17 protein-coding genes are annotated in these 17,519 nt (G+C 72.4%); 7 read left to right on the top strand and 10 right to left on the bottom strand.

Going from position 1 to position 17,519, the window contains the following annotated elements; all coding sequences use genetic code 11:
- Positions 1 to 175: 175 nt before the first annotated feature.
- Both D450_RS0116215 and D450_RS0116210 read left to right on the top strand, forming a co-directional pair.
- On the top strand, positions 176 to 1,798 hold the full coding sequence (locus D450_RS0116215) for a glycosyltransferase (protein ID WP_026128593.1): 1,623 nt from the start codon (positions 176 to 178) through the stop codon (positions 1,796 to 1,798).
- 182 nt (positions 1,799 to 1,980) lie between these two features.
- Positions 1,981 to 2,391 carry a DUF3817 domain-containing protein gene (locus D450_RS0116210; RefSeq protein ID WP_017539710.1) on the top strand — a complete coding sequence of 137 codons (411 nt, stop codon included), beginning with the start codon at positions 1,981 to 1,983 and terminating at the stop codon, positions 2,389 to 2,391.
- On the opposite strand, the gene D450_RS30405 is transcribed toward D450_RS0116210, so the two are convergent.
- The 3 genes from D450_RS30405 to D450_RS0116195 all read right to left on the bottom strand — a co-directional run bounded on the left by D450_RS30405 (position 2,367) and on the right by D450_RS0116195 (position 4,512).
- Entirely contained in the window at positions 2,367 to 3,233 is an 867-nt protein-coding gene (locus D450_RS30405; protein ID WP_083932671.1) for an SURF1 family protein, read from the bottom strand. The two genes, D450_RS0116210 and D450_RS30405, sit on opposite strands and share 25 nt — an antisense overlap.
- A gap of 452 nt (positions 3,234 to 3,685) precedes the next feature.
- Entirely contained in the window at positions 3,686 to 4,249 is a 564-nt protein-coding gene (locus tag D450_RS30400; RefSeq protein ID WP_017539708.1) for a hypothetical protein, read from the bottom strand.
- Positions 4,246 to 4,512, bottom strand: coding sequence for a hypothetical protein (locus D450_RS0116195; RefSeq protein ID WP_017539707.1), 267 nt, complete (start codon positions 4,510 to 4,512; stop codon positions 4,246 to 4,248). Before D450_RS0116195 ends, D450_RS30400 begins: the two co-directional genes overlap by 4 nt.
- Positions 4,513 to 4,869: 357 nt before the next feature.
- On the opposite strand from D450_RS0116195, the gene D450_RS30395 reads away from it, so the two are divergent.
- Together D450_RS30395 and D450_RS0116180 are read left to right on the top strand one after the other, a co-directional pair.
- Positions 4,870 to 5,808, top strand: a complete 939-nt coding sequence (locus D450_RS30395; RefSeq protein WP_241483182.1) for a transcriptional regulator — start codon at positions 4,870 to 4,872, stop codon at positions 5,806 to 5,808.
- 10 nt (positions 5,809 to 5,818) lie between these two features.
- A complete protein-coding gene (locus D450_RS0116180; RefSeq protein ID WP_017539704.1) occupies positions 5,819 to 6,403 on the top strand; it encodes an HD domain-containing protein in 585 nt (194 codons plus the stop codon).
- Positions 6,404 to 6,527: 124 nt separating this feature from the next.
- On the opposite strand, the gene D450_RS0116175 is transcribed toward D450_RS0116180, so the two are convergent.
- Positions 6,528 to 8,075, bottom strand: a complete 1,548-nt coding sequence (locus tag D450_RS0116175; RefSeq protein WP_017539703.1) for an integrin alpha — start codon at positions 8,073 to 8,075, stop codon at positions 6,528 to 6,530.
- A gap of 126 nt (positions 8,076 to 8,201) precedes the next feature.
- Positions 8,202 to 8,897: a hypothetical protein gene (locus D450_RS0116170; protein WP_017539702.1), complete on the bottom strand. Its 696-nt coding sequence runs from the start codon at positions 8,895 to 8,897 to the stop codon at positions 8,202 to 8,204.
- A 139-nt stretch (positions 8,898 to 9,036) separates the two neighbouring features.
- Here D450_RS0116170 and D450_RS0116165 point away from each other — a divergent pair, with 139 nt between their 5' ends.
- Positions 9,037 to 9,507 (top strand): hypothetical protein, encoded by a 471-nt coding sequence (locus tag D450_RS0116165; RefSeq protein ID WP_017539701.1) that lies wholly within the window; start codon positions 9,037 to 9,039, stop codon positions 9,505 to 9,507.
- 18 nt (positions 9,508 to 9,525) lie between these two features.
- Here D450_RS0116165 and D450_RS0116160 read toward each other — a convergent pair whose 3' ends face one another.
- Genes D450_RS0116160 through D450_RS0116150 form a run of 3 tightly spaced genes read right to left on the bottom strand, consistent with a single transcriptional unit; the run spans position 9,526 to position 11,628 of the window.
- On the bottom strand, positions 9,526 to 9,786 hold the full coding sequence (locus D450_RS0116160; RefSeq protein WP_017539700.1) for a helix-turn-helix transcriptional regulator: 261 nt from the start codon (positions 9,784 to 9,786) through the stop codon (positions 9,526 to 9,528).
- A gap of 7 nt (positions 9,787 to 9,793) precedes the next feature.
- Entirely contained in the window at positions 9,794 to 10,645 is an 852-nt protein-coding gene (locus D450_RS0116155; protein ID WP_026128592.1) for an ABC transporter permease, read from the bottom strand.
- Between the two features lie 5 nt (positions 10,646 to 10,650).
- Entirely contained in the window at positions 10,651 to 11,628 is a 978-nt protein-coding gene (locus D450_RS0116150; RefSeq protein ID WP_017539698.1) for an ABC transporter ATP-binding protein, read from the bottom strand.
- A 259-nt stretch (positions 11,629 to 11,887) separates the two neighbouring features.
- On the opposite strand from D450_RS0116150, the gene D450_RS0116145 reads away from it, so the two are divergent.
- Positions 11,888 to 13,276: an MFS transporter gene (locus D450_RS0116145; protein ID WP_017539697.1), complete on the top strand. Its 1,389-nt coding sequence runs from the start codon at positions 11,888 to 11,890 to the stop codon at positions 13,274 to 13,276.
- 166 nt (positions 13,277 to 13,442) lie between these two features.
- Here D450_RS0116145 and D450_RS0116140 read toward each other — a convergent pair whose 3' ends face one another.
- Together D450_RS0116140 and D450_RS0116135 are read right to left on the bottom strand one after the other, a co-directional pair.
- A complete protein-coding gene (locus tag D450_RS0116140) occupies positions 13,443 to 14,177 on the bottom strand; it encodes a Clp protease N-terminal domain-containing protein (protein WP_017539696.1) in 735 nt (244 codons plus the stop codon).
- A gap of 151 nt (positions 14,178 to 14,328) precedes the next feature.
- Complete coding sequence (locus D450_RS0116135; RefSeq protein WP_017539695.1) at positions 14,329 to 14,883, bottom strand: DinB family protein; 555 nt, start codon at positions 14,881 to 14,883, stop codon at positions 14,329 to 14,331.
- Between the two features lie 297 nt (positions 14,884 to 15,180).
- Between D450_RS0116135 and D450_RS30390 the strand changes: the two genes are divergently transcribed.
- The gene (locus D450_RS30390; RefSeq protein WP_083932669.1) at positions 15,181 to 17,451 is read left to right on the top strand and encodes a penicillin-binding protein; all 2,271 of its coding nucleotides are present in this window, start codon (positions 15,181 to 15,183) and stop codon (positions 17,449 to 17,451) included.
- Positions 17,452 to 17,519: the final 68 nt, after the last annotated feature.

Raw genomic sequence — 17,519 nt, 5'->3', positions numbered from 1 at the left:
TCTACGATTCGAGTGGCCTACTTAGGTCGCCCGTACCGGTGAACTTCCGCTGTGGAGGAAACGTCAACCTAATGCTGGTCTTGTCGGTTATCGTCGGTCCGAAACGGGTCGGCGGTCCCCCGACGAACGTCCCACTCGGCTCTTGCGTCCCCCCGGCCCATCTGGAGGCGTCCCCGTGCGTACAGCTCGGTTCATAGGAAGCTGGGCGGCAGGGCTCATCGCCCTGACCCTGGCCGTGACATTGTTCGTGCAGTGGTTGCAGTTCGCCCTGGCAGCCGGGGGCGGCGGGGCCACCCCGCTCCTGCTGTGGATGGCGTTCGGGGTCAACCTCCTGGTGTGGAGCCTGGTCGGCGCGGTCCGCCTGGGCGACGACACGGTCCGCGGCGTCGCCGCGCGGCGGGCGCTGCGGCGCGGACCGCGTCGTCGCAGGCCGGCCGTTGGCGCGACCGAAAACGGCGGCGCCGAACAGCGGGTCCTGGTCCGGGCACGCCCCGCCGAGGCGGCGGCAGACGGCGGCGCGGCCGGATCCGGCCCCGCCTCGGGGGGCTCCGGCGGTACCGGGCCGGTCGCGGGGGGCGTTCAGGACGGCTCCCCGGACCCCGGCGCCGCCCTCGCCGAGGCCGACGGCGCCGGCGGGGCGCCCGCCACGGCCGTCGCCGACCCCGAGCAGCTCGCGATGGCGGTGATCATCCCGGCGCACAACGAGGAGCCGGTGATCGACGGGGCCATCGCCTCGGCGCTGCGGCTGTTCAACCGGTGGGACATCTACGTGGTCTCCGACAGCTCCCGCGACGCCACCGCCGACATCGCCGCAGAGACCGGTGTCAACGTTCTGGAGCTGCTCACCAACCGGGGCAAGGCCGGGGCGATCGAGGCGGTCATCGAGGAGTTCGACCTGACCGGCAACTACGACGGGGTGGTCATCCTCGACGCCGACACCGAGCTGGACGAGCGGTACGTGGAGGGGGCGCGTCGGCAGCTGGCCGACCCGACGGTGGCCGCGGTCGCCGGGTTCGTGGTCGCCGAGTGGAAGCCCTGGGAGCGGACCATGGTCGGGCGGCTCATCTCCGCCTACCGGGACCGGCTCTACTGGATGCTGCAGTACCTGCTGCGCTTCGGCCAGACCTGGCGGCACACCAGCACCACCTTCATCGTGCCGGGGTTCGCCAGCGCCTACCGCTCCAGCGTGCTGCGGCGGCTCGACATCAACCCCAAGGGGCTGGTGATCGAGGACTTCAACATGACCTTCGACGTGCACCACAAGCGGCTGGGGCGCATCTCCATGCGGCCCGACACCAAGGCCTACTGCCAGGACCCCTTCACCATGGGGGACTACGTCAAGCAGGTGCGGCGGTGGACCCTGGGCTTCTGGCAGACGGTGCGGCGGCACGGGGTCTGGCCGAGCCTGTTCTGGTTCGCGCTGTTCTTCTACATCCTCGAAGTCCTGCTGGTGGCGGTGACGCTGATCCTCATCACGCTGCTCGCGCTGTTCATGCTGCTGCCCGTGGTCACCGGCGGGGCGGTGCTCTCGGCCGGGTGGTACGCCACGGCCTACGGCGCGGTGGGGGCGGTGCTGCCGCTGACCGCGATCGCCGTCGGGCTCTTCGTCCCCGACTACGTGCTCACCTGCGTGATGGCCACCATCCGGCGGCGGCCGAGCTACCTGCTGTACGGGCTGTTCTTCCTGCCGATGCGGCTGGTCGACTCCTACCTGACGCTGCGTACCATCCCGCAGGCCTGGACGGCGTCCTCGGACGGGCGCTGGAAGAGCCCCACCCGGGCGGCAGGGCGGCTGTAGGCGGGGCGGCCGGAGGTGTGCCCCGGGGGCGCACATTCCGCCCGACCTGCACCGACGAGCGTGACCAACCCCGCGCAGGACAGGCGTGGTACAGCACTTAGGGTCGAAGGGCAAGAGGGGGTCCGGAGACGGTCGTGCCAGGCGCCGGGCCCGCCTTACCGTCCGAGCCCACGAGGTGCCCTGTGGACAAGAAGAGCCTCCCTTTCACGCTGTACCGCGTGCTGGCCTACATCACCGGTATCGCCCTGATCCTGCTCGCGTTCGTCGCGATGCCGGCCAAGTACCTGGTCGGCGAGGCGTCGGCGCTGGCGCTGGTGCCCGCCCCCGCGGGGATGGAGCACCTCTTCGGCCCTGAGTCGGTGCTGATGCTGTTCATCGCCATCCCGCACGGCTACATCTACATGGCCTACGTGCTGGTGGTGATCTGGCTGGCGCTGGGCCGCCGCTGGAGCGCCGGCAAGACCGTGGGCGTGGCGCTGGCCGGGACGATCCCGTTCGTGGGGATGGTCGTCGAGCACCGGCTGGCCAAGGCCGAGAAGGCGAAGATGGAGGCCGAGGCGGCCCGGGCTCAGGGCGCGGCGGCCGAGGCCTGACCCTCCGGGGCGCCCTGGGCGCCGTCCTGGTCCGCGCCCTCCAGGCCCGTCCCGTCCTCGTCCGCGCCGTCCTCCAGCTCCCGGCGCATCAGGGAGATCCAGAAGACGATGACGGCGCCGCCGAACACCGTCCACTGCGCCGCGTAGCTGACGTTCTTCCAGTTCCAGGTGATGCCCGGCTCGGGGGTGGGCGGCGGAGCCGGGGCCATGGCGATGCCCCCGTCGGGCACCGCGCCGTCGGCCGGGTCCTGTTCGCCGACCACGAGGTAGCCCCCGTAGAGGCGGTAGGGCCACTCGTTCACCAGCAGCGACGGTGCGATCCGCGCGATGTGCCCCTCGGGCAGGTCCATCGGGACCACGCCCTCGTCGTCCTTCTGCGGGGGCTGCAACCAGCCGGTGACGGTCACCTCGCCCTCCGGCGGGGCGGGGAGGCGGTCGGCGAAGCCCGGGTCCTCGGCCTCGTCGGCCGGGATCCAGCCGCGGTTCACGGCGACCGCGGTGGCGTCGCCGGTCACCAGCGGTGAGACGACGTAGTAGCCGAGCTCCCCGGCGTCGGCGCCCTCGGAGTAGCCGGGGGCCAGCAGCGGCTCGGTGTCGGCGAAGGTCCCGGTCGCGGTGACGGCGGTGTTGCCGAGGGTCTCGGGCATGTACGCGGTGGGCTCGACGACCTCGTCCAGGTCCTGGGCCCCCGACAGCTCCTCGGCCGGGTTGACGATCTCCCCGCGCTCGGGCTGCTGGGCCCGCTGGAACTGCCAGTAGCCCGCGGCCAGGCAGACCGCGAAGGCGAGGAGCGCCACCAGGTGGAGGCCGATCCACCTGGGAGTCAACAGTCGGAATCGCACGTTCCCCAGGCTATGTCCGCCCCGGAGGGACCCGCCCCCGCCCCCCGTGACCGGGCCCCAGGGGCCCAGTCACGGGACGACCCCTGTCCGCTTGGTCCTGAGTAGAGGCATCGATGGCGATTACTTTAAGTAATTTTCTGTGACGGAGGGTTGTTGAAGGCCGGTGACGTGGGTAATCTATGTACCAGCGCGGGAGGGAAATCACCGAAAACGCGCTTCGCGAGCTTTAAAGGCCGCGACTCCAGGGGGGAGGAGTCGCCGGCCGTTCCCAGGCGAGGGCTGCCTCCGTGATTTTGAGGGGGGACACGGAGGCGGCCCTCGCATTTTCTTGCCTGAGAGCGGCCCGACGGCCACGCCCGCCCTCACCCCCGGTCACCCCGCCCGGCCCGGCGGCAAGAGCCGCCGCAGGGCCGTCGGCCCACCAGAGCGCATCGACAGTGGTGACATCACCACTATCGGCGGCCTGAAGTGGTGAAACCACCACTATCGATCACCGCCCGCTCCCCCGCGGACCACGCGCAGGGCGACGGCCACCCCACGGAGCCGGCGGCGACCTCGGTAGGAGGACGCGGAGTCAGGTGAGCAACCCCACCGCCCGCCGCAGTGGTCCCCCTTGCTTGGCGGGCCCACCCGCCCCCCAGACCGCTGATTGCGGTGGGCGGGCCGGGCGGTGGGGACTTCAGCTGGGCTTCGAGCCGCTCAAGGCAGGTTTCGTGCAGGGTCGGCGCGGCCCTCGGGACGCCGATGTTGGTGGCCACCCAGGCGGCGGGCCGCCCGTGCTCGTCGGAGGAGCGCCAGATGCGCCAGAGTCCGGCGTGCTCGGCGTTCAGGCGCCGCAGCGCCGCGTCCTCGGGGGTGAGCGGAACGCGGCATTCGGCGGTCGCGTGGTCGGAGCGGACGGTGGAGACGTCGGCGGTCGGTGTCCGCTCGGACAGCTCGACGCGGCCCTCCACGGCGGTCGCCCAGTCGTAGAGGTCGGCCAGGTCGTCGAAGCGGATCGGCTCGGCGGGGCTCATCGCGCGGCCACCGCCACGGCGCCGCGCGGGCGGGGGCGGTTGGTGCGCTGCCAGACGAGCATCGTGATCGCGTCGAGCGTGGGGCGCTCGTGCAGGCCGGAGGCGTCCATCGCGTAGAAGTGGCCGGAGGTCTCCCCGAACCAGATCACCATCTGCGGGTACCGGGCCTGCAGCCGCGCAGCGGCGGCGTGGGCGTCGGCGTGCTCGGGAGAGCGTCCCCATCGCGTCGCGATCTGCCCATGGGTGCGGTTAAGGTCTGCCATGTCGTCAGCTCCTGTCAGCTGGTGGCCACGCCCCCGGACGCCTGCCAGCGTCGCGGGGGTCTGCTCTATCGTGGGAATGACGCTACGGACTGGTACCTGTGAGCTGAACTGACTGCTGGTATGAGTGCCTGTGTCCTCCACACCCCTGGAGCGCGGAGATGGCGAAGCCCGTGCACGGACCTCTGACCCGTAGTCAGAGTGGGCGCAGAGGCAGCGAAGGCGACCGTGAAGGGCGTGTCTCCGGCCACGTCCTCAAAGTCGCGCGAAGAGCCGTGTCCTTGACCCAAGAGCAGTTCGCTGAACGTGGGGGTGGACGTCACTACCGTGCAGGGTTGGGAGAGCGGTCGGCGCCCCCTGATGGCAGTCACTGCGGGCACTTATCTGCGATTGCGCCACTCCTTGTTGAGGCTTGCGGCTCCGCCTCGCTTAATCGGTCAGCTCGATACCGCCCTGGAGGCCGACCGCTTCATCGGCTACGTGCTCGCCTGCGAGGGACCTGTCGACCACGAAGATCACCCACTTGCCACTTGGGTGATCGATCGGGCATTCACTGACCTGGTGGGTTGGGTTTTCACCGGGACATGCCCGAGTGTGCTCGTGCCGTTCGCAGCGGAACATCGTCGCGGTCCGACGCCACCAGGTCCGCAACTGGGGTCCGACGAGCGGGGCCACATCCTTGGACATCTTCGTGACGTTGCCGAGCGGGTCGCGCCGGACACCGAAACCGGGGCGCTTCTGCGGCGCCAAGCTCATTACGTTGCCGGGTTCGACGGCAGCGCCGAAACAGTCGAGTGGCTCGCGCTCATGCAGCGAGACGAAGCACGCCGGCTCCGCTCCGGACACTGGACACTTTCATGGGCCGTCGTCCGCTCTGGGGCGCACACCCTTGCTCGGAAGGGCGATGGTGACGCGTTGCCTGATTTCATCGGCCTACACATCGAGACTGACGAGTGCGAAACAGCCAACCTGAACTACTGGGCGTACTGGCTCGGGGAGATCAGCGAGCCGCAGATGACGGACTCCTTCATGGTCGAACGAGACCTTGGCACCTGGCACGGCGACCGGATGCTCTCTCACCTCATCGCAAAGCTCGACGCGAACAACCCGTATGTCGACGTCGTCGTCCACACGCTGTGGTCGCTGATCACCCGAAAACCCGATGTAGTGACCCTTCGAGATGCCGAATCGGCATTCGCCGGGGCTGTCTGCCTACTTGAGGAGCGCGCTGTATCTCCGCAGGCAGTCAAGGAACTGAACGAGGTCCTCTACGCTCTACGGATGATCCACCGCCGGTAGGAAGGGCCTCATGACTGACGAGCAGGACGCGCGGACGGTCGATTTCCTCTTCGAGATGGGCCTGCTGAAGAGGTACAAGCGGACCGGCTGGGTGATCGCCGGTGTCGCCTCCCCCGAGTCGATCGCCGACCACTCCCACCGCACGGCCATCACCGCGGCGGTGATCGCCTCCATGGAAGGGGCCGACCCGCAGCGCTCGGCCTTCCTCTCGCTGTTCCACGACACCCAGGAGTCCCGTGTCTCCGACATCCCGCACATCGGCAAGCGTTACCTGAAGGCGGCTCCGAACGAAGAGGTGACCGCGGACCAGACTGCGGGGCTGCCGTCGGCGCTGGCAGAGGTGATCGGCGCCGCCGTCGGAGAATACGAGGCGAAGGAGTCGGCCGAAGCGGTCTGTGCCAAGGACGCCGACAAGCTGGAGTGCCTCATCCAGGCCGTGGAGTACCAGGAACAGGGCACCGACACTCAGGCGTGGATCGAGACCTCCACGGCGTCGCTGAAGACCGCCACGGCGAAGCGGCTCGCAGAGGCGGCCCTTGAGGCGTCGTCGCTGCGGTGGATGCACCAGGCGAGGCAGGCCAAGCCCGAGCTCTGACCGGCCGCCGTCATGTGGTGAGGTGCTGGGAGACGCCCCGCCTCCCGGCGCACCGCGGCCTCCGATCGGTCCGGAGGACCGGGGGCCGCCCGGGCTGTCGGGCCGGGCGGCCCCCGGGGGTCGGCTAGTGGCCGCTCACCGTGAAGCCGAAGCGGTTGGCCTGAGGTGTGGCCGGTTCCCACTTGGTGCCGCCGCCGTCGCCGAAGGGCAGGGCGTGCACCGCGCCGTGGCCGTCCTCCTGGGGTGCTCCGGCCAGCAGGACCTGCTCGTCACCGGCGCCCGCGCTGCCCACGGAGGCGCCGAACCGGTCGCGGTCCTCCGGCTCGTCCGGGACGCCGCCCGCGCCCTGCTGGTACCAGCGGTCCTCGTAGCCGACCGCGTCCAGCGAGAACGACTGGACCGCCCCGGCATCGAGCGCGCCGGCGATGTCCTCGGTGGGCACACCGACGGCCAGCCGGGCGTCCCCGCCCGCGACGGGCCGGGTCACCCCGTGCAGCACGCTGCCGAAGTAGTCGTCGGTCTCGATGCCGTCCGAGGTCCCCGGCTTGCCCTGGTGGAGGGTGCGCTGCGGTTCCAGCCCCTCGCCCGAGGTGCGGAATACCTGGGCCATGCCGCCGTTCTGCACGCCGGCCAGGTCCTCGCCCGGCACCCCGACGGCCACGTAGCCGCCTTCCGGCGTCACCACGAACCGCGGGTCGGTGCCGAACAGGTCGCCCGCCTCGACGCTTCCGGCCACCCCGGGCGAGCTCTGGTCCCACCAGGTGGACGGGTATTCGTACACCGCCTCGGCGATGTCCTCGACCACAGTGACGGCGCCGGCCTCCTGGGTCGAACCCAGGTCCTCATAGGGCAGGCCGACGACCAGGTCCCAGCGCCCGGTGGAGCCCGAGACCTCGGCCAGCTCCACGTCCGAGCCGAACAGGTCGTCGGCCTCGGGGCCGCCGGGCACGCCCGCCGTGTCCTGGTCGAACCACCGGGCCGCCCCGATCCTGTCCGGGCTGGTGATCCAGATGGCGGTGGCGGAGCCGGCGTTCCGGGTGGAGCCGATGTCCTCGTACGGGGTGCCGGCCACGATGGTGGCGGCGTCGGGCCCCTTCGCCGGGGCGGCCGCCAGCTCGTAGCCGAACTGGTCGGCGGTCTCGTGCGCGCCGGGGATGCTCGTGGTGTCCTGGTCGATCCACAGCGTGGGATGCCCCTGCCCGAGCCCGTCGGACGAGCCGTACAGCACCACCAGGGCGCCGGTGTCCGCGACACCGGACAGGTCCTCGCCGGGGATCCCCACGACCAGGTCCGTGCAGCCGTCGCTGTTCAGATCGACCGCCTCGGTGGCGAAGCCGAACCGGTCGCCGTCCTCGGCCCCGCCCGGGACGCCGGGCGTCTCCTGGGTGATGCGGTCGCGGTCGCCCGCCCCGACGCCTCCGTCGGCCTCTCCGTACAGGACCGTGACGGCCCCCGCGTCCGGGTGGCCGTCCGCGCTCGCGAACGGGTCGCCGGTGGCGAGGTCCGCGTGTCCGTCGCCGTTGAAGTCGCTGGTGCCGGCGGTCAGATCGCCCGAGCAGGACTGCGCGGGCCGCTCCGACGCGGACGGCTCATCCGCGGCGGCGGGAGCGGGCACGGCGAACGCGCCCGTCACGACGGCGACACCGAGGACTCCCAGTTCTCCGATTCTCATGAGGTCGGATCTCCTCGTGTGGGGGATAGGGGATGTCCTCTCCCCTAACCGGTGGGCGCCGGTGCACACGTGCCGTCGGACCCCGTCGGGCCTGTGCGGTCAGTGCGGCCTGTGCGGTCAGTGCGCTCACTCCAGGCGGCCCCCGGCGAGGATCCCGTCCATCGCCTCGATCCCGTAGTTGTCCACCAGCAGGATCTCCGACTCCGGGAGGAACCAGTAGCGCTGGTCGTACCCGAACAGGATCGGGCCCCCGTCGGCCGCCGTGCTGTTCTCCGGGTCGATGCACATCGCCGTCACCTCGGCGTAGGCGGCCCTCTTGTCGCCCACCGGCCTCGTCGTGAACGCGGCGCGCTCCCCTGCCTCCGCGGCGATGTCGGTCCGCCGGGTCTCCACGCCGATGGGGCAGGGGGACGGGTTCGTCGACGGGTCGTACGGGATCGCCGGCCCGTCGGCGCTCAGCGCCATCCCGTGCCCCGCCCCCGCGATGGCCTTGGGGCCGAGGACCTTCACGTGCGGACAGGCGGCCTCGTCGGAGTTGCCGAAACCGACCCTGTCGGCCTCGCACTCCCCAGGGATGAGGATCGTCCACTCCTCAGGGCCGATCCCGGTGTCCCCCGGGCGGCTGAAGTCGTCCTCCTGAACCCGTACCTCCCAATCTGCAGGGACGGTCAGCGCCAGGTTGCGGTAGGCCGCCTCCTTCCCTTCGGGGGCAGGAGGGGAGGAGGACGCGGAAGGGGAGGGCGAGCCGGAAGGGGACGGGGAGGGGGAGACCTGTCGGTCGTCGTCCGTGCCTGAGCCGCATCCGGCGGCTGATGCGAACACGACACAGACGATCGCGGCGGCTTTAGGGGCGAGCATGGTGCCTCTCGGGGGGTGGAGGACGGGCGGACCCGGCCGTCGTATTCTGCCGATGAGTATGCCTACTCATGCCGGGACGCCCTGCGCAGGGGAGGATGGCGGTATGGACACGATGGTGAAGAGCGAGACCTCTTCCACGGTTCTCCAGGGCGGAGCGCTCCTCCTCGGCGCGGCCCCCGCAGCCTGGTGGATGTCCCGGACCCCGCCCGCCGAGGTGGCCGCGCGCCACGGGTTCCCCCTGTCCGAGGCCGATTACGCGGTCGCTCCCCCGGCGGTGCCCGAGGGAGCGGTCATCGCGATCGGCATCGCCGGGACCGCGGTCGCGCTCGCCGGCCTCGCCCTGCTCGTCCGGCGCGCCGCGACCGGGCGCATCGGGGGCCTGCACCTGGCCACCGTCCTCCTTCTGGTGCCCCTGCCGGTGATGGCGGGCGTGTGGTGGGCGATCGCCACCGCACCGGTCATCGGCGCCAACATCGGCTTCGGCGCCGCGACCGTCGTGTTCCCGGTGGTCGGTGCGGTCTTCCTGGCGGCCGCCTGCGTCACGGGCCTCCTGGCGCGGCGCGGGCGCGCATAGCCCGCGCCCCGCGCCCCCTCAGGCCTCCGCGCTGCCGATCCTGGGGAAGGGCTCGGTGGAGAAGACCACCTCCACCGGCACCTCGAAGAACTGGGCGATCCTCAGTGCCAGGTACAGGCTGGGGCTGTACTCGCCGCGCTCCAGGTAGCCGATGGTCTGGTAGTGCACCCCCAGGGCCTCGGCCAAGGCGCGGCGGGAGATGCCGCGCTCCGCGCGCAGCACCGCGATGCGGTTGTAGATCCGCTCCGCGTTCGCCCCGGCCTTCGACCGGTTGGACACCGCACCACTAGACACGCTGCATCGCCTTCTGCCGCGCCTTCTCCACGTTCGATCCGGACACCCGGCGCGCCATCCGGCGCAGCAGCCACGGCGCCAGGGCCAGCCCGGCCACCGACCACGCGCCCAGCACCCCCACCATCTCCAGGTGCCGCCAGGACTCGCCGATCTCCGCGCTGAGCATACTGTCGGGCAGCACCGCCGAGCGCAGCCCCAGTCCGATCCAGTAGATCGGGAACGCCTGCGCGATCGCCTGGACCCACCCGGGCAGGGCCGTGATCGGGTAGAAGACGCCGGAGATCATCGTGAGCCCCATGACCGGGATCATCCCGATGCCGTTGACCAGGCGGGGGTTGTCGAACATCGACCCCAGGACCGTCCCGGCCGGGATCGAGGCGACCATGCCGAGCAGGAGCACCCCGAGCAGCAGCGGCCACCCGGTCGCCAGCCCGGCGGCGAGCCCGTCGAACAGGAACAGCCCGGGCAGCACCAGCAGGGCCACGGTGGTCAGGACCAGGGCCGCCGCGAAGACGACCTTGCCGACCAGGTAGACGGCCATGCCGTCGGGAAGCGCCTTGGCCCGCAGCAGGGTGCCGTCCTCCCGCTCGGTCGCGAGCACCATCGCCGTCGACAGCACCCCGACGAAGACGACGGCCATGCCCAGCACGCCCGGAAGCGAGGCCGTCGCGGCGGCGACACCGGTCCCGTCGACGGTCTGGTCGCGCACGAACGACAGCCCGATGATGAACGCCGCGACGAACACCGCGGTGCCGAACATCTCCTGCCTGCTGCGCAGGGAGGCCAGGAGGGCCAGCCTCCCCTCGGCCAGGCCGCGCCGCAGGATGTGCCCGTTCAGGTTCATCGCCTTCACCGTCCGATCCCCTCCGTCCCGTCCAGCACCGCGGCGGCCTCGTCCGCCCGCCCCGACTCGTGCCGGGCCACCAGCTCCATGTAGGCGTCCTCCAGGCTGGCCCGCTTCACCTCCAGGTCGGCGACCTCGTCGCCGTGCTGCGCCAGCAGCTCGCGGACGAACGCGGTCCCGTCCTGGGCCGTGTGCACGAACCGCTGCCCGGCCCGCGTCCAGCGCACCTCGCTCCCGCCGCCGACCTGCCGGGCCAGCCGCTCGGCGCTGCCCTCGGCGACGATCCGCCCGCCGGCGAGGATGAGGATGCGGTCGCCCAGCTTCTCGGCCTCGTCCAGGTCGTGGGTGGTCAGCAGGATGGTGGTGCCCTCCTCGTCGGACATGCTGTGCAGCAGGTCGTGGAAGTCGCGCCGGGCCTGCGGGTCGAACCCGGCGGTGGGCTCGTCCAGGAAGAGCACCTCGGGGCGGCCGACGATGCCGATGGCCACGTCCAGGCGCCGCCGCTGCCCGCCGGAGAGCGAGGCGATCCTGGCGCCGGCGTGGCCGGCCAGCCCGACCTCCGCCAGCAGTCCGTCCACGTCCCGCGGGCGCGGCCGCGCGGCGGTGGAATAGGGGGTGTAGTGCGCGGCGAAGTGCGCCAGCAGCTCGCGCACCCGCCAGTTGCCGTGGTCGCGCCAGGACTGCAGGACCACCCCGAGCCGGGCCCGCCACGCCTCGTTCCCGGTCGCGGGGTCGGTGCCGAGCACCGACACCTCGCCCGCGGAGGGCATGCGGAAGCCCTCCAGGATCTCGACGGTGGTGGTCTTCCCTGCGCCATTTGGACCGAGGAGCACGATGACCTCGCCCGGGTCCGCGCGCAGGTCCACCCCTTTGAGCACGTCGTTGGTGCCGTAGCGCATGCGCAGCCCGCGTACCTCGATGGCGGGCCCCGCCCCCGGGGAGCCCGTCGGGGCCCGGGTGGGCCCCTCGTCGGTGAGAGCCATGGACGCCGTCCTTCCGTGGGAGGTGTGCGTTCATTTGTAGCACATGTACTACATATGCTCGTAAGGCTGCTGTCCGAATGCGGACAGCGGTGCGGATCTCGCCGGAGACGGGCCCGACGGCGACCGATCCGCAGTCGGGGCGGCGGCGCCGCGGCCGTATCGGCGGAACCGACCGGCCTGTTCACGGGCTGTTCGGACGCGGTGACAGAATCGGTCGACCGCTCCGGTTCCCGCCACAGCGACGTGAAGGGAAGCTCTCGTGCCCGACGGTTCCGATCCCCCCTCCTCGGCCCGCGACCGCGACGCGCCCGCCCCCGGCGCCCCGGACCGGGACGGCCCCGGCGACGCCGCGCGCAGCAGGCGGGACTTCCGCTTCTTCCTGTCCTCGCACGTCAGCAACGAGCTCGGCGGCGCGGTCACCGAGGTCGCCCTCCCGCTGACCGCGGTGGTCCTGCTCGGCGCCGCCCCCTTCGAGGTGGGCCTGCTCGCCGCAGCCGAACAGGCGGCCTTCCTGCTCCTCGGCCTGCCCGCCGGGGTCTGGGTCGACCGGATGCGGCGGCGCACCGTGATGATGGCCGCCGACGCCGCGCGCCTGGTGCTGCTCGCCTCGGTCCCCCTGGCCTACGTGTTCGGGCTGCTGGACCTGGCGTTCCTGGTCGGCGTCGCGCTGCTGCTGGGGTGCGCCCGGCTCTTCGGGGACGTGGCCGACCAGACGTACCTGCCCAGCCTGGTCGGGGCGGACCGGCTGGTCGACGGCAACTCGCGCCTGCAGGCGGTGCGCTCGGTCTCCGGATTCGCCGGGCCGGGGATCGCCGGAACGCTGGTCCAGGTGCTGGGTGCGGCGGGGACGCTGGGCGCCAACGCGCTGACGGCGCTGGTCTCGCTGTCCTTCCTGGGGGCCATCCGCACCCGCGAGCCCGCCCCGGAGCCGGTGCGCGGCGCCGGAATGGCGGGCCAGATCCGCGACGGCGTGGCCTACCTGTTCGGCCACCGGCTGCTGCGGCTGATCGTGCTCAACACCGCGCTGATCAACCTCTTCATGAGCGCGATCTTCGCCCTCGAGGTGCTGTTCCTGACCCGCACCGCCGGCCTTCCCCCGGCGGCGGTGGGGTGGATGATGGCCGGGGCGACGCTGGGCGCGATCGCCGGTGCGGCGGTGACCCGCCGGCTGTCCGAGGCGATGGGGCAGGCCCGGCTGACCTGGGTGTCCGGGCTGGTGACGATGCCCTTCGGGCTGCTGCTGCCGCTGGCCGCGCCGGATTGGAAGGCCGGGCTGTTCGTCCTCGGCTCGGCCGTGCTGGCGGCGGGGACCGCGATGTACAACATCTGCCAGATCGCCTACCGCCAGCGGGAGTGCCCGCCCGAGCTGCTGGGGCGGCTGACCGCGACCATCCGCACCATCGTGTGGGGGCTGATCCCGCTCAGCGCGCTGATGGGCGGCGCCGTGGCCGAGCTGATCGGGGTGCGCGAGGCGATCGCGGTGTTCGCGGCGGGCATGGCCCTGAGCCCGCTGGTGCTCGTCTTCTCCCCGCTGCGCCGGATGCGCGACTTCGCCGTGCCCGAGCGGGAACAGGGCGGCGGCGAAGAGGGGGACGGAGGCGAAGGCGGCGCCACCGAGGAGGCACGGCCTCCGGTGGCGGGGAGCTGACCCGGCGACCGGAGGCCGCACGGCCGGTCGTGCCGGATCCGGGCCCGGGGTGCGGGGAGCTCTTCGCCCTCCGGGCGAACACGGAGCGCGGGGAACATCGATCCGGGGGCAGCGGTGCGGCCGCTCCGCGGCCCCCGGTGTCGCCGGCCGGCGTGCTCGCCGGTTCCTACTCGCCGGCCTTCAAGGAGGCCGTCATGGCGGCGAGCGTGCGGGTGATGAAGTCCGCGGCCGCCTCCTTGTCCACGCCGGCCCCGGACAGCGGCCCGTTCCCGTCCTCCTGCTCCAGTAGGGCGAGCAGGATGTGCTCGGTGCCGACGTGGCCGTGGCCCAGGCGCAGGGCCTCCCGGAAGGTGAGTTCGAGCGCCTTGCGCGCATCGGTGCCGAAGGGGACCAGCTCGGGGACCTCGTCGGCGGCGGCCGGCAGCGCGGCCTCGGCGGCCTGCCGGAGGCCGTCCAGGTCGACGCCCTGGTCGGCGACGGCCCGGACGGCGATCGCGTCGCCGTCCGCGAGCAGCCCCAGGACGAGGTGGCCGCACACCAGCTCGGCGCTGCGCGTCCGCTGGGCCTCGTTGCCGGCCGCGACGACCGCGTTCCGCGCACGGGGGGTGAAGCGGGAGAAGCCCTCCTCGGGGTCGAGGGGCTCCTTGGGCACGAAGCGCTTCTGGGCCGCCTGCTTGCTCACGCCCATGCTCCTGCCGATCTCGGTCCAGGAGGCGCCCGAGCGCCGGGCCTGGTCGACGAAGTGGCCGATGAGGTGGTCGGCGACGTCCCCGAGGTGCTCGGCGGCCACGACGGCGTCGGTGAGCTGCCGCAGCGGGTCGGTGCGGGACTTCTTGATCGCGTCGATGAGGTCGTCCAGCCGCACGGGGACCGTGTTCTGGACCGGTTCGTTCTCGCTCATGCGTCAACGGTAAGTTGACGCCCTCTTTTCGTCAACCGTGTGTTGACGGTAATCGTGCGGCGGGCGCGTGCACCGGAGGGGAGGGCCCCGTCCGGTCCGGGGCGGCCGCGCCGGACCCGTCCCGACCCGGGCCGAACGGCGGCCGGCGTCCTCAGCCCTCCGTCCGGTCGCCCCATTCGACGGCCTCGCCCATCACCGCGGTCGTGGTGGCGCCGTCCAGGGACTCGCGGATGATGTCGGCGTGGCCGCAGTGCTGCGCGGTCTCCCGGATCAGGTGCAGCAGGATCCGCCGCGCCGACCACGCGGCGTCCTCGGGGAACCACGGCGCCTCGGGCAGCCTGGCGGGGTGGTCGAACGAGGGCAGCGCGGCCACGGCCCGCTCCGTCTCCGCCTCCACCTCGGAGTAGAAGGCCAGGACGTCCTCCAGCGACTCGTCCCCGACCAGCCGGAAGTCGTCGCCCCAGGCCGCCTCGCGGTCCGGGTCGCTCTCCGTGCGGCCGTTCATGATCGCGATCCAGCCCTTTTCGGTCCGGGCGACGTGCTTGACCAGGCCGGCGAGCGTCAGCTCGCTGGCGGTGGTGCGGCGGCCCGCCTGCTCCCCCTTCAGGTCGCGGACGGTCAGGCGGAGGAAGCGGCGCTGCTCGCGCAGGATCTCCAGGATCTCGTCGCGCTCGGTCGTGTGCGCGGGCGCGGTGTGCTCGGCCATGGGGTCCGCCTTTCGCGCGGTCGTTCTCAGAGTCGTTCTCGCGGTGACGTCCCGACGGTAGAAGGCATTGCGGTCGGTTTCGGTCCGCGATGACGCAGGCGTGGTGGCGGCGCCAGGGGACTGTGGCGGGACGGGGTCCTCCGCATCCGGCCCGGAAGACCGGTCGGCCATCATGACCGGCACGCGGCCCGTCTTTGACCGCCCGATGGTGCGCACCTGCCTAGATTCGCTGAATGGGACCCGAGCGCATGGGGGAGCGGGCGCGGCGGGACCCAAGCGCATGGGGGTGCGGGCGTGATGGGATCGGCTGCGGTGTCGGTCGTCCACCTGGTGCGGCTCTCGGCGGTCGCCGGACTGCTCGTCGCCGCGATGGTGCTGGCCACCGTCGGCGGCGGGGCGGTGGTGGCGCGGGACGCCGCCCGGTCGGCGCTGCAGATGCCGGAGGGGTTCGCCCCCTCGGGCATGATGCAGCAGTCGGTGCTGCTGGACGCCGACGGTGAGGAGTTCGCCACGGTGCACGACCGCCGCCGCGAAGCGGTGGCGCTGGACGCCATCGCCCCGGTGATGCGCCGGGCCGTGCTCGCCGTAGAGGACCGCCGCTTCTACGAGCACGCCGGGGTCGACATGCGCGCGGTGTTCCGCGCAGCGCTGGCCACCCTCGGCGGCAGTACCCAGGGCGGCTCCACCATCACCCAGCAGTACGTCAAGAACGTGCTGGTGGAGGCGGCCGAGACGCCCGAGCAGGCCGCGCGCGCCACCGAGACGACCCTGGCCCGCAAGATCCGCGAGCTGCGCTACGCCCTCGGGGTGGAGTCGGCGCTGCCCAAGGAGCGGATCCTGGAGGGGTACCTCAACATCTCCTACTTCGGCAACGGCGCCTACGGGGTGCAGGCCGCCGCGCAGCGCTACTTCGGGGTGGACGCCGCCGACCTGGACGCCGTGCAGGCGGCGACGCTGGCCGGACTGGTCAAGGGCCCGGCGGTGTACGACCCGGTGGAGCGCCCCGAGGCGGCGCTGGACCGCAGGACCACGGTGCTGCACAGCATGGCCGAGGTCGGCGTGATCAGCGAGGAGGAGGCCGAGAGCGCGGCGGACCGGCCCCTCGGCCTGGACATGACGCCGCTCGGCGGCGGGTGCTTCGAGAGCGACCACCCCTACTTCTGCGAGTACGTGATCGCCTGGATCGAGAACGACCCCCGCTTCGGGGCGACGGCCGAGGAGCGCGCGCGCTGGGTGCGGCGCTCCGGACTGACGATCCGCACGACCCTGGACCCCGACGCCCAGCAGGCGGCCCAGCGCGCGGTGGACCGCCACGTGCCCCGCCATGCGGACGCGGGCAAGGTGGCGGTCCAGGCCATGGTCGAGCCCGGAACGGGGGACGTCGCGGCCATGGCGCAGAACCGGGAGTACGGCTTCGACGGCGACGACCCGGACCAGACCTCCCTCAACTTCGCCGTGGACGCCGGCCACGGCGGAGGGACCGGTTTCCAGGCGGGCTCGGTCTTCAAGGCCTATACCGTCGCCGCGGCACTGGAGAAGCGGATGGGCGTCGGCACCACGTTCGACTCGCCCGAGTCGACGACGGTGACGGGGCAGCGCACCTGCTCGGGCGAGCGCCTCGGGGAGTGGAAGGTGCGCAACTCCGGGGACAGCGACGAGGGGCGGCAGGACATGGAGGAGGGCGTCAAGCACTCCTCCAACACCTACTTCGCCCAACTGCAGAAGCGGGTCGGGCTGTGCGACACGGTCCGGATGGCCGAGCGCCTCGGCGCCAAGCGCGCGGACGGCAAGCCCTTCGGCGAGTGGAACTCCTTCACGCTGGGGGACCAGGAGGTCGCCCCGCTGGACGTGGCGGTCTCCTACGCGACGCTCGCCGCGCGCGGTGTCCGCTGCGAGCCGCGCCCTGTGGCCGAGATCGTCGCCGCGGACGGAGAGGAGCGCGCCGTCGACCCGGTGTGCGAGCGCGCGCTGGAGGAGGCGACCGCCGACGCCGTCAACGACGTGATGCGCGCCCCGCTGGCCGACGGCGGGACCGCGCACGGGCTCGCTCCCGGGCGCCCGGCGGCGGGCAAGACCGGCACCACCGACGCGTTCGCCGCCGCCTGGTTCGCCGGGTACACGCCCGACCTGGCCTCGGCCGTCGCGGTGGGGGACCCGCGCGGCGGCGCCCGCCACCCGCTGCGCGGGGTGTCCATCGGCGGCCGGTACCACTCGGTGGTCTACGGCTCCACGATCCCCGGGCCCATCTGGCGGGACGGCATACGCGGCGCCCTGCGGGGGACCGACGCCACCGCCTTCCCCGAGCCCCGCCCCTCCGCGCTGCGGCCGGGGTTCTCCGTGGGGTCGGCGCCCCGGCGCCAGCCGGGACCGCCCGTGCCCGACGTGCGGGGCCGGAGCTTCGAGGAGGCCGAGGCCGTCCTGGAGAAGGTGGGGTTCCGCGTCCGCGAGGGCGGCGTCCGCGTCCCCTCCGAGCACGGGGAGGGCATGGTCGCCTCGACCAACCCCTCGGCCGGGACGCCCCTGCCCGAGGGGGCGGTGGTCAACATCTTCCGCTCGCGCCCGGCCTGAACGCGCGTCCGCCGGCCACGGAGCCCGGGGCACCGGGGGCGGCACGGCGCGCAGACCCGCGACGGGCT

This window comes from Nocardiopsis halophila DSM 44494 (assembly GCF_000341245.1).
Classification (GTDB): domain Bacteria; phylum Actinomycetota; class Actinomycetes; order Streptosporangiales; family Streptosporangiaceae; genus Nocardiopsis_A; species Nocardiopsis_A halophila.
Note: the sequence above shows the minus strand (reverse complement) of the source record. Positions and strands in the feature narration are given on the sequence as shown.

What these genes read in the sequence shown, in the direction of transcription:
- D450_RS30400 (WP_017539708.1), bottom strand. Translation starts at nt 4,249, where the DNA reads ATGAGCCCCGCCGAGCCGATCCGCTTCGACGACCTGGCCGACCTCTAC.
- D450_RS0116195 (WP_017539707.1), bottom strand. Translation starts at nt 4,512, where the DNA reads ATGGCAGACCTTAACCGCACCCATGGGCAGATCGCGACGCGATGGGGA.
- D450_RS30395 (WP_241483182.1), top strand. Translation starts at nt 4,870, where the DNA reads ATGGCAGTCACTGCGGGCACTTATCTGCGATTGCGCCACTCCTTGTTG.
- D450_RS0116180 (WP_017539704.1), top strand. Translation starts at nt 5,819, where the DNA reads ATGACTGACGAGCAGGACGCGCGGACGGTCGATTTCCTCTTCGAGATG.
- D450_RS0116175 (WP_017539703.1), bottom strand. Translation starts at nt 8,075, where the DNA reads ATGAGAATCGGAGAACTGGGAGTCCTCGGTGTCGCCGTCGTGACGGGC.
- D450_RS0116165 (WP_017539701.1), top strand. Translation starts at nt 9,037, where the DNA reads ATGGACACGATGGTGAAGAGCGAGACCTCTTCCACGGTTCTCCAGGGC.
- D450_RS0116155 (WP_026128592.1), bottom strand. Translation starts at nt 10,645, where the DNA reads ATGAACCTGAACGGGCACATCCTGCGGCGCGGCCTGGCCGAGGGGAGG.
- D450_RS0116150 (WP_017539698.1), bottom strand. Translation starts at nt 11,628, where the DNA reads ATGGCTCTCACCGACGAGGGGCCCACCCGGGCCCCGACGGGCTCCCCG.
- D450_RS0116140 (WP_017539696.1), bottom strand. Translation starts at nt 14,177, where the DNA reads ATGAGCGAGAACGAACCGGTCCAGAACACGGTCCCCGTGCGGCTGGAC.
- D450_RS0116135 (WP_017539695.1), bottom strand. Translation starts at nt 14,883, where the DNA reads ATGGCCGAGCACACCGCGCCCGCGCACACGACCGAGCGCGACGAGATC.
- D450_RS30390 (WP_083932669.1), top strand. Translation starts at nt 15,181, where the DNA reads ATGGGATCGGCTGCGGTGTCGGTCGTCCACCTGGTGCGGCTCTCGGCG.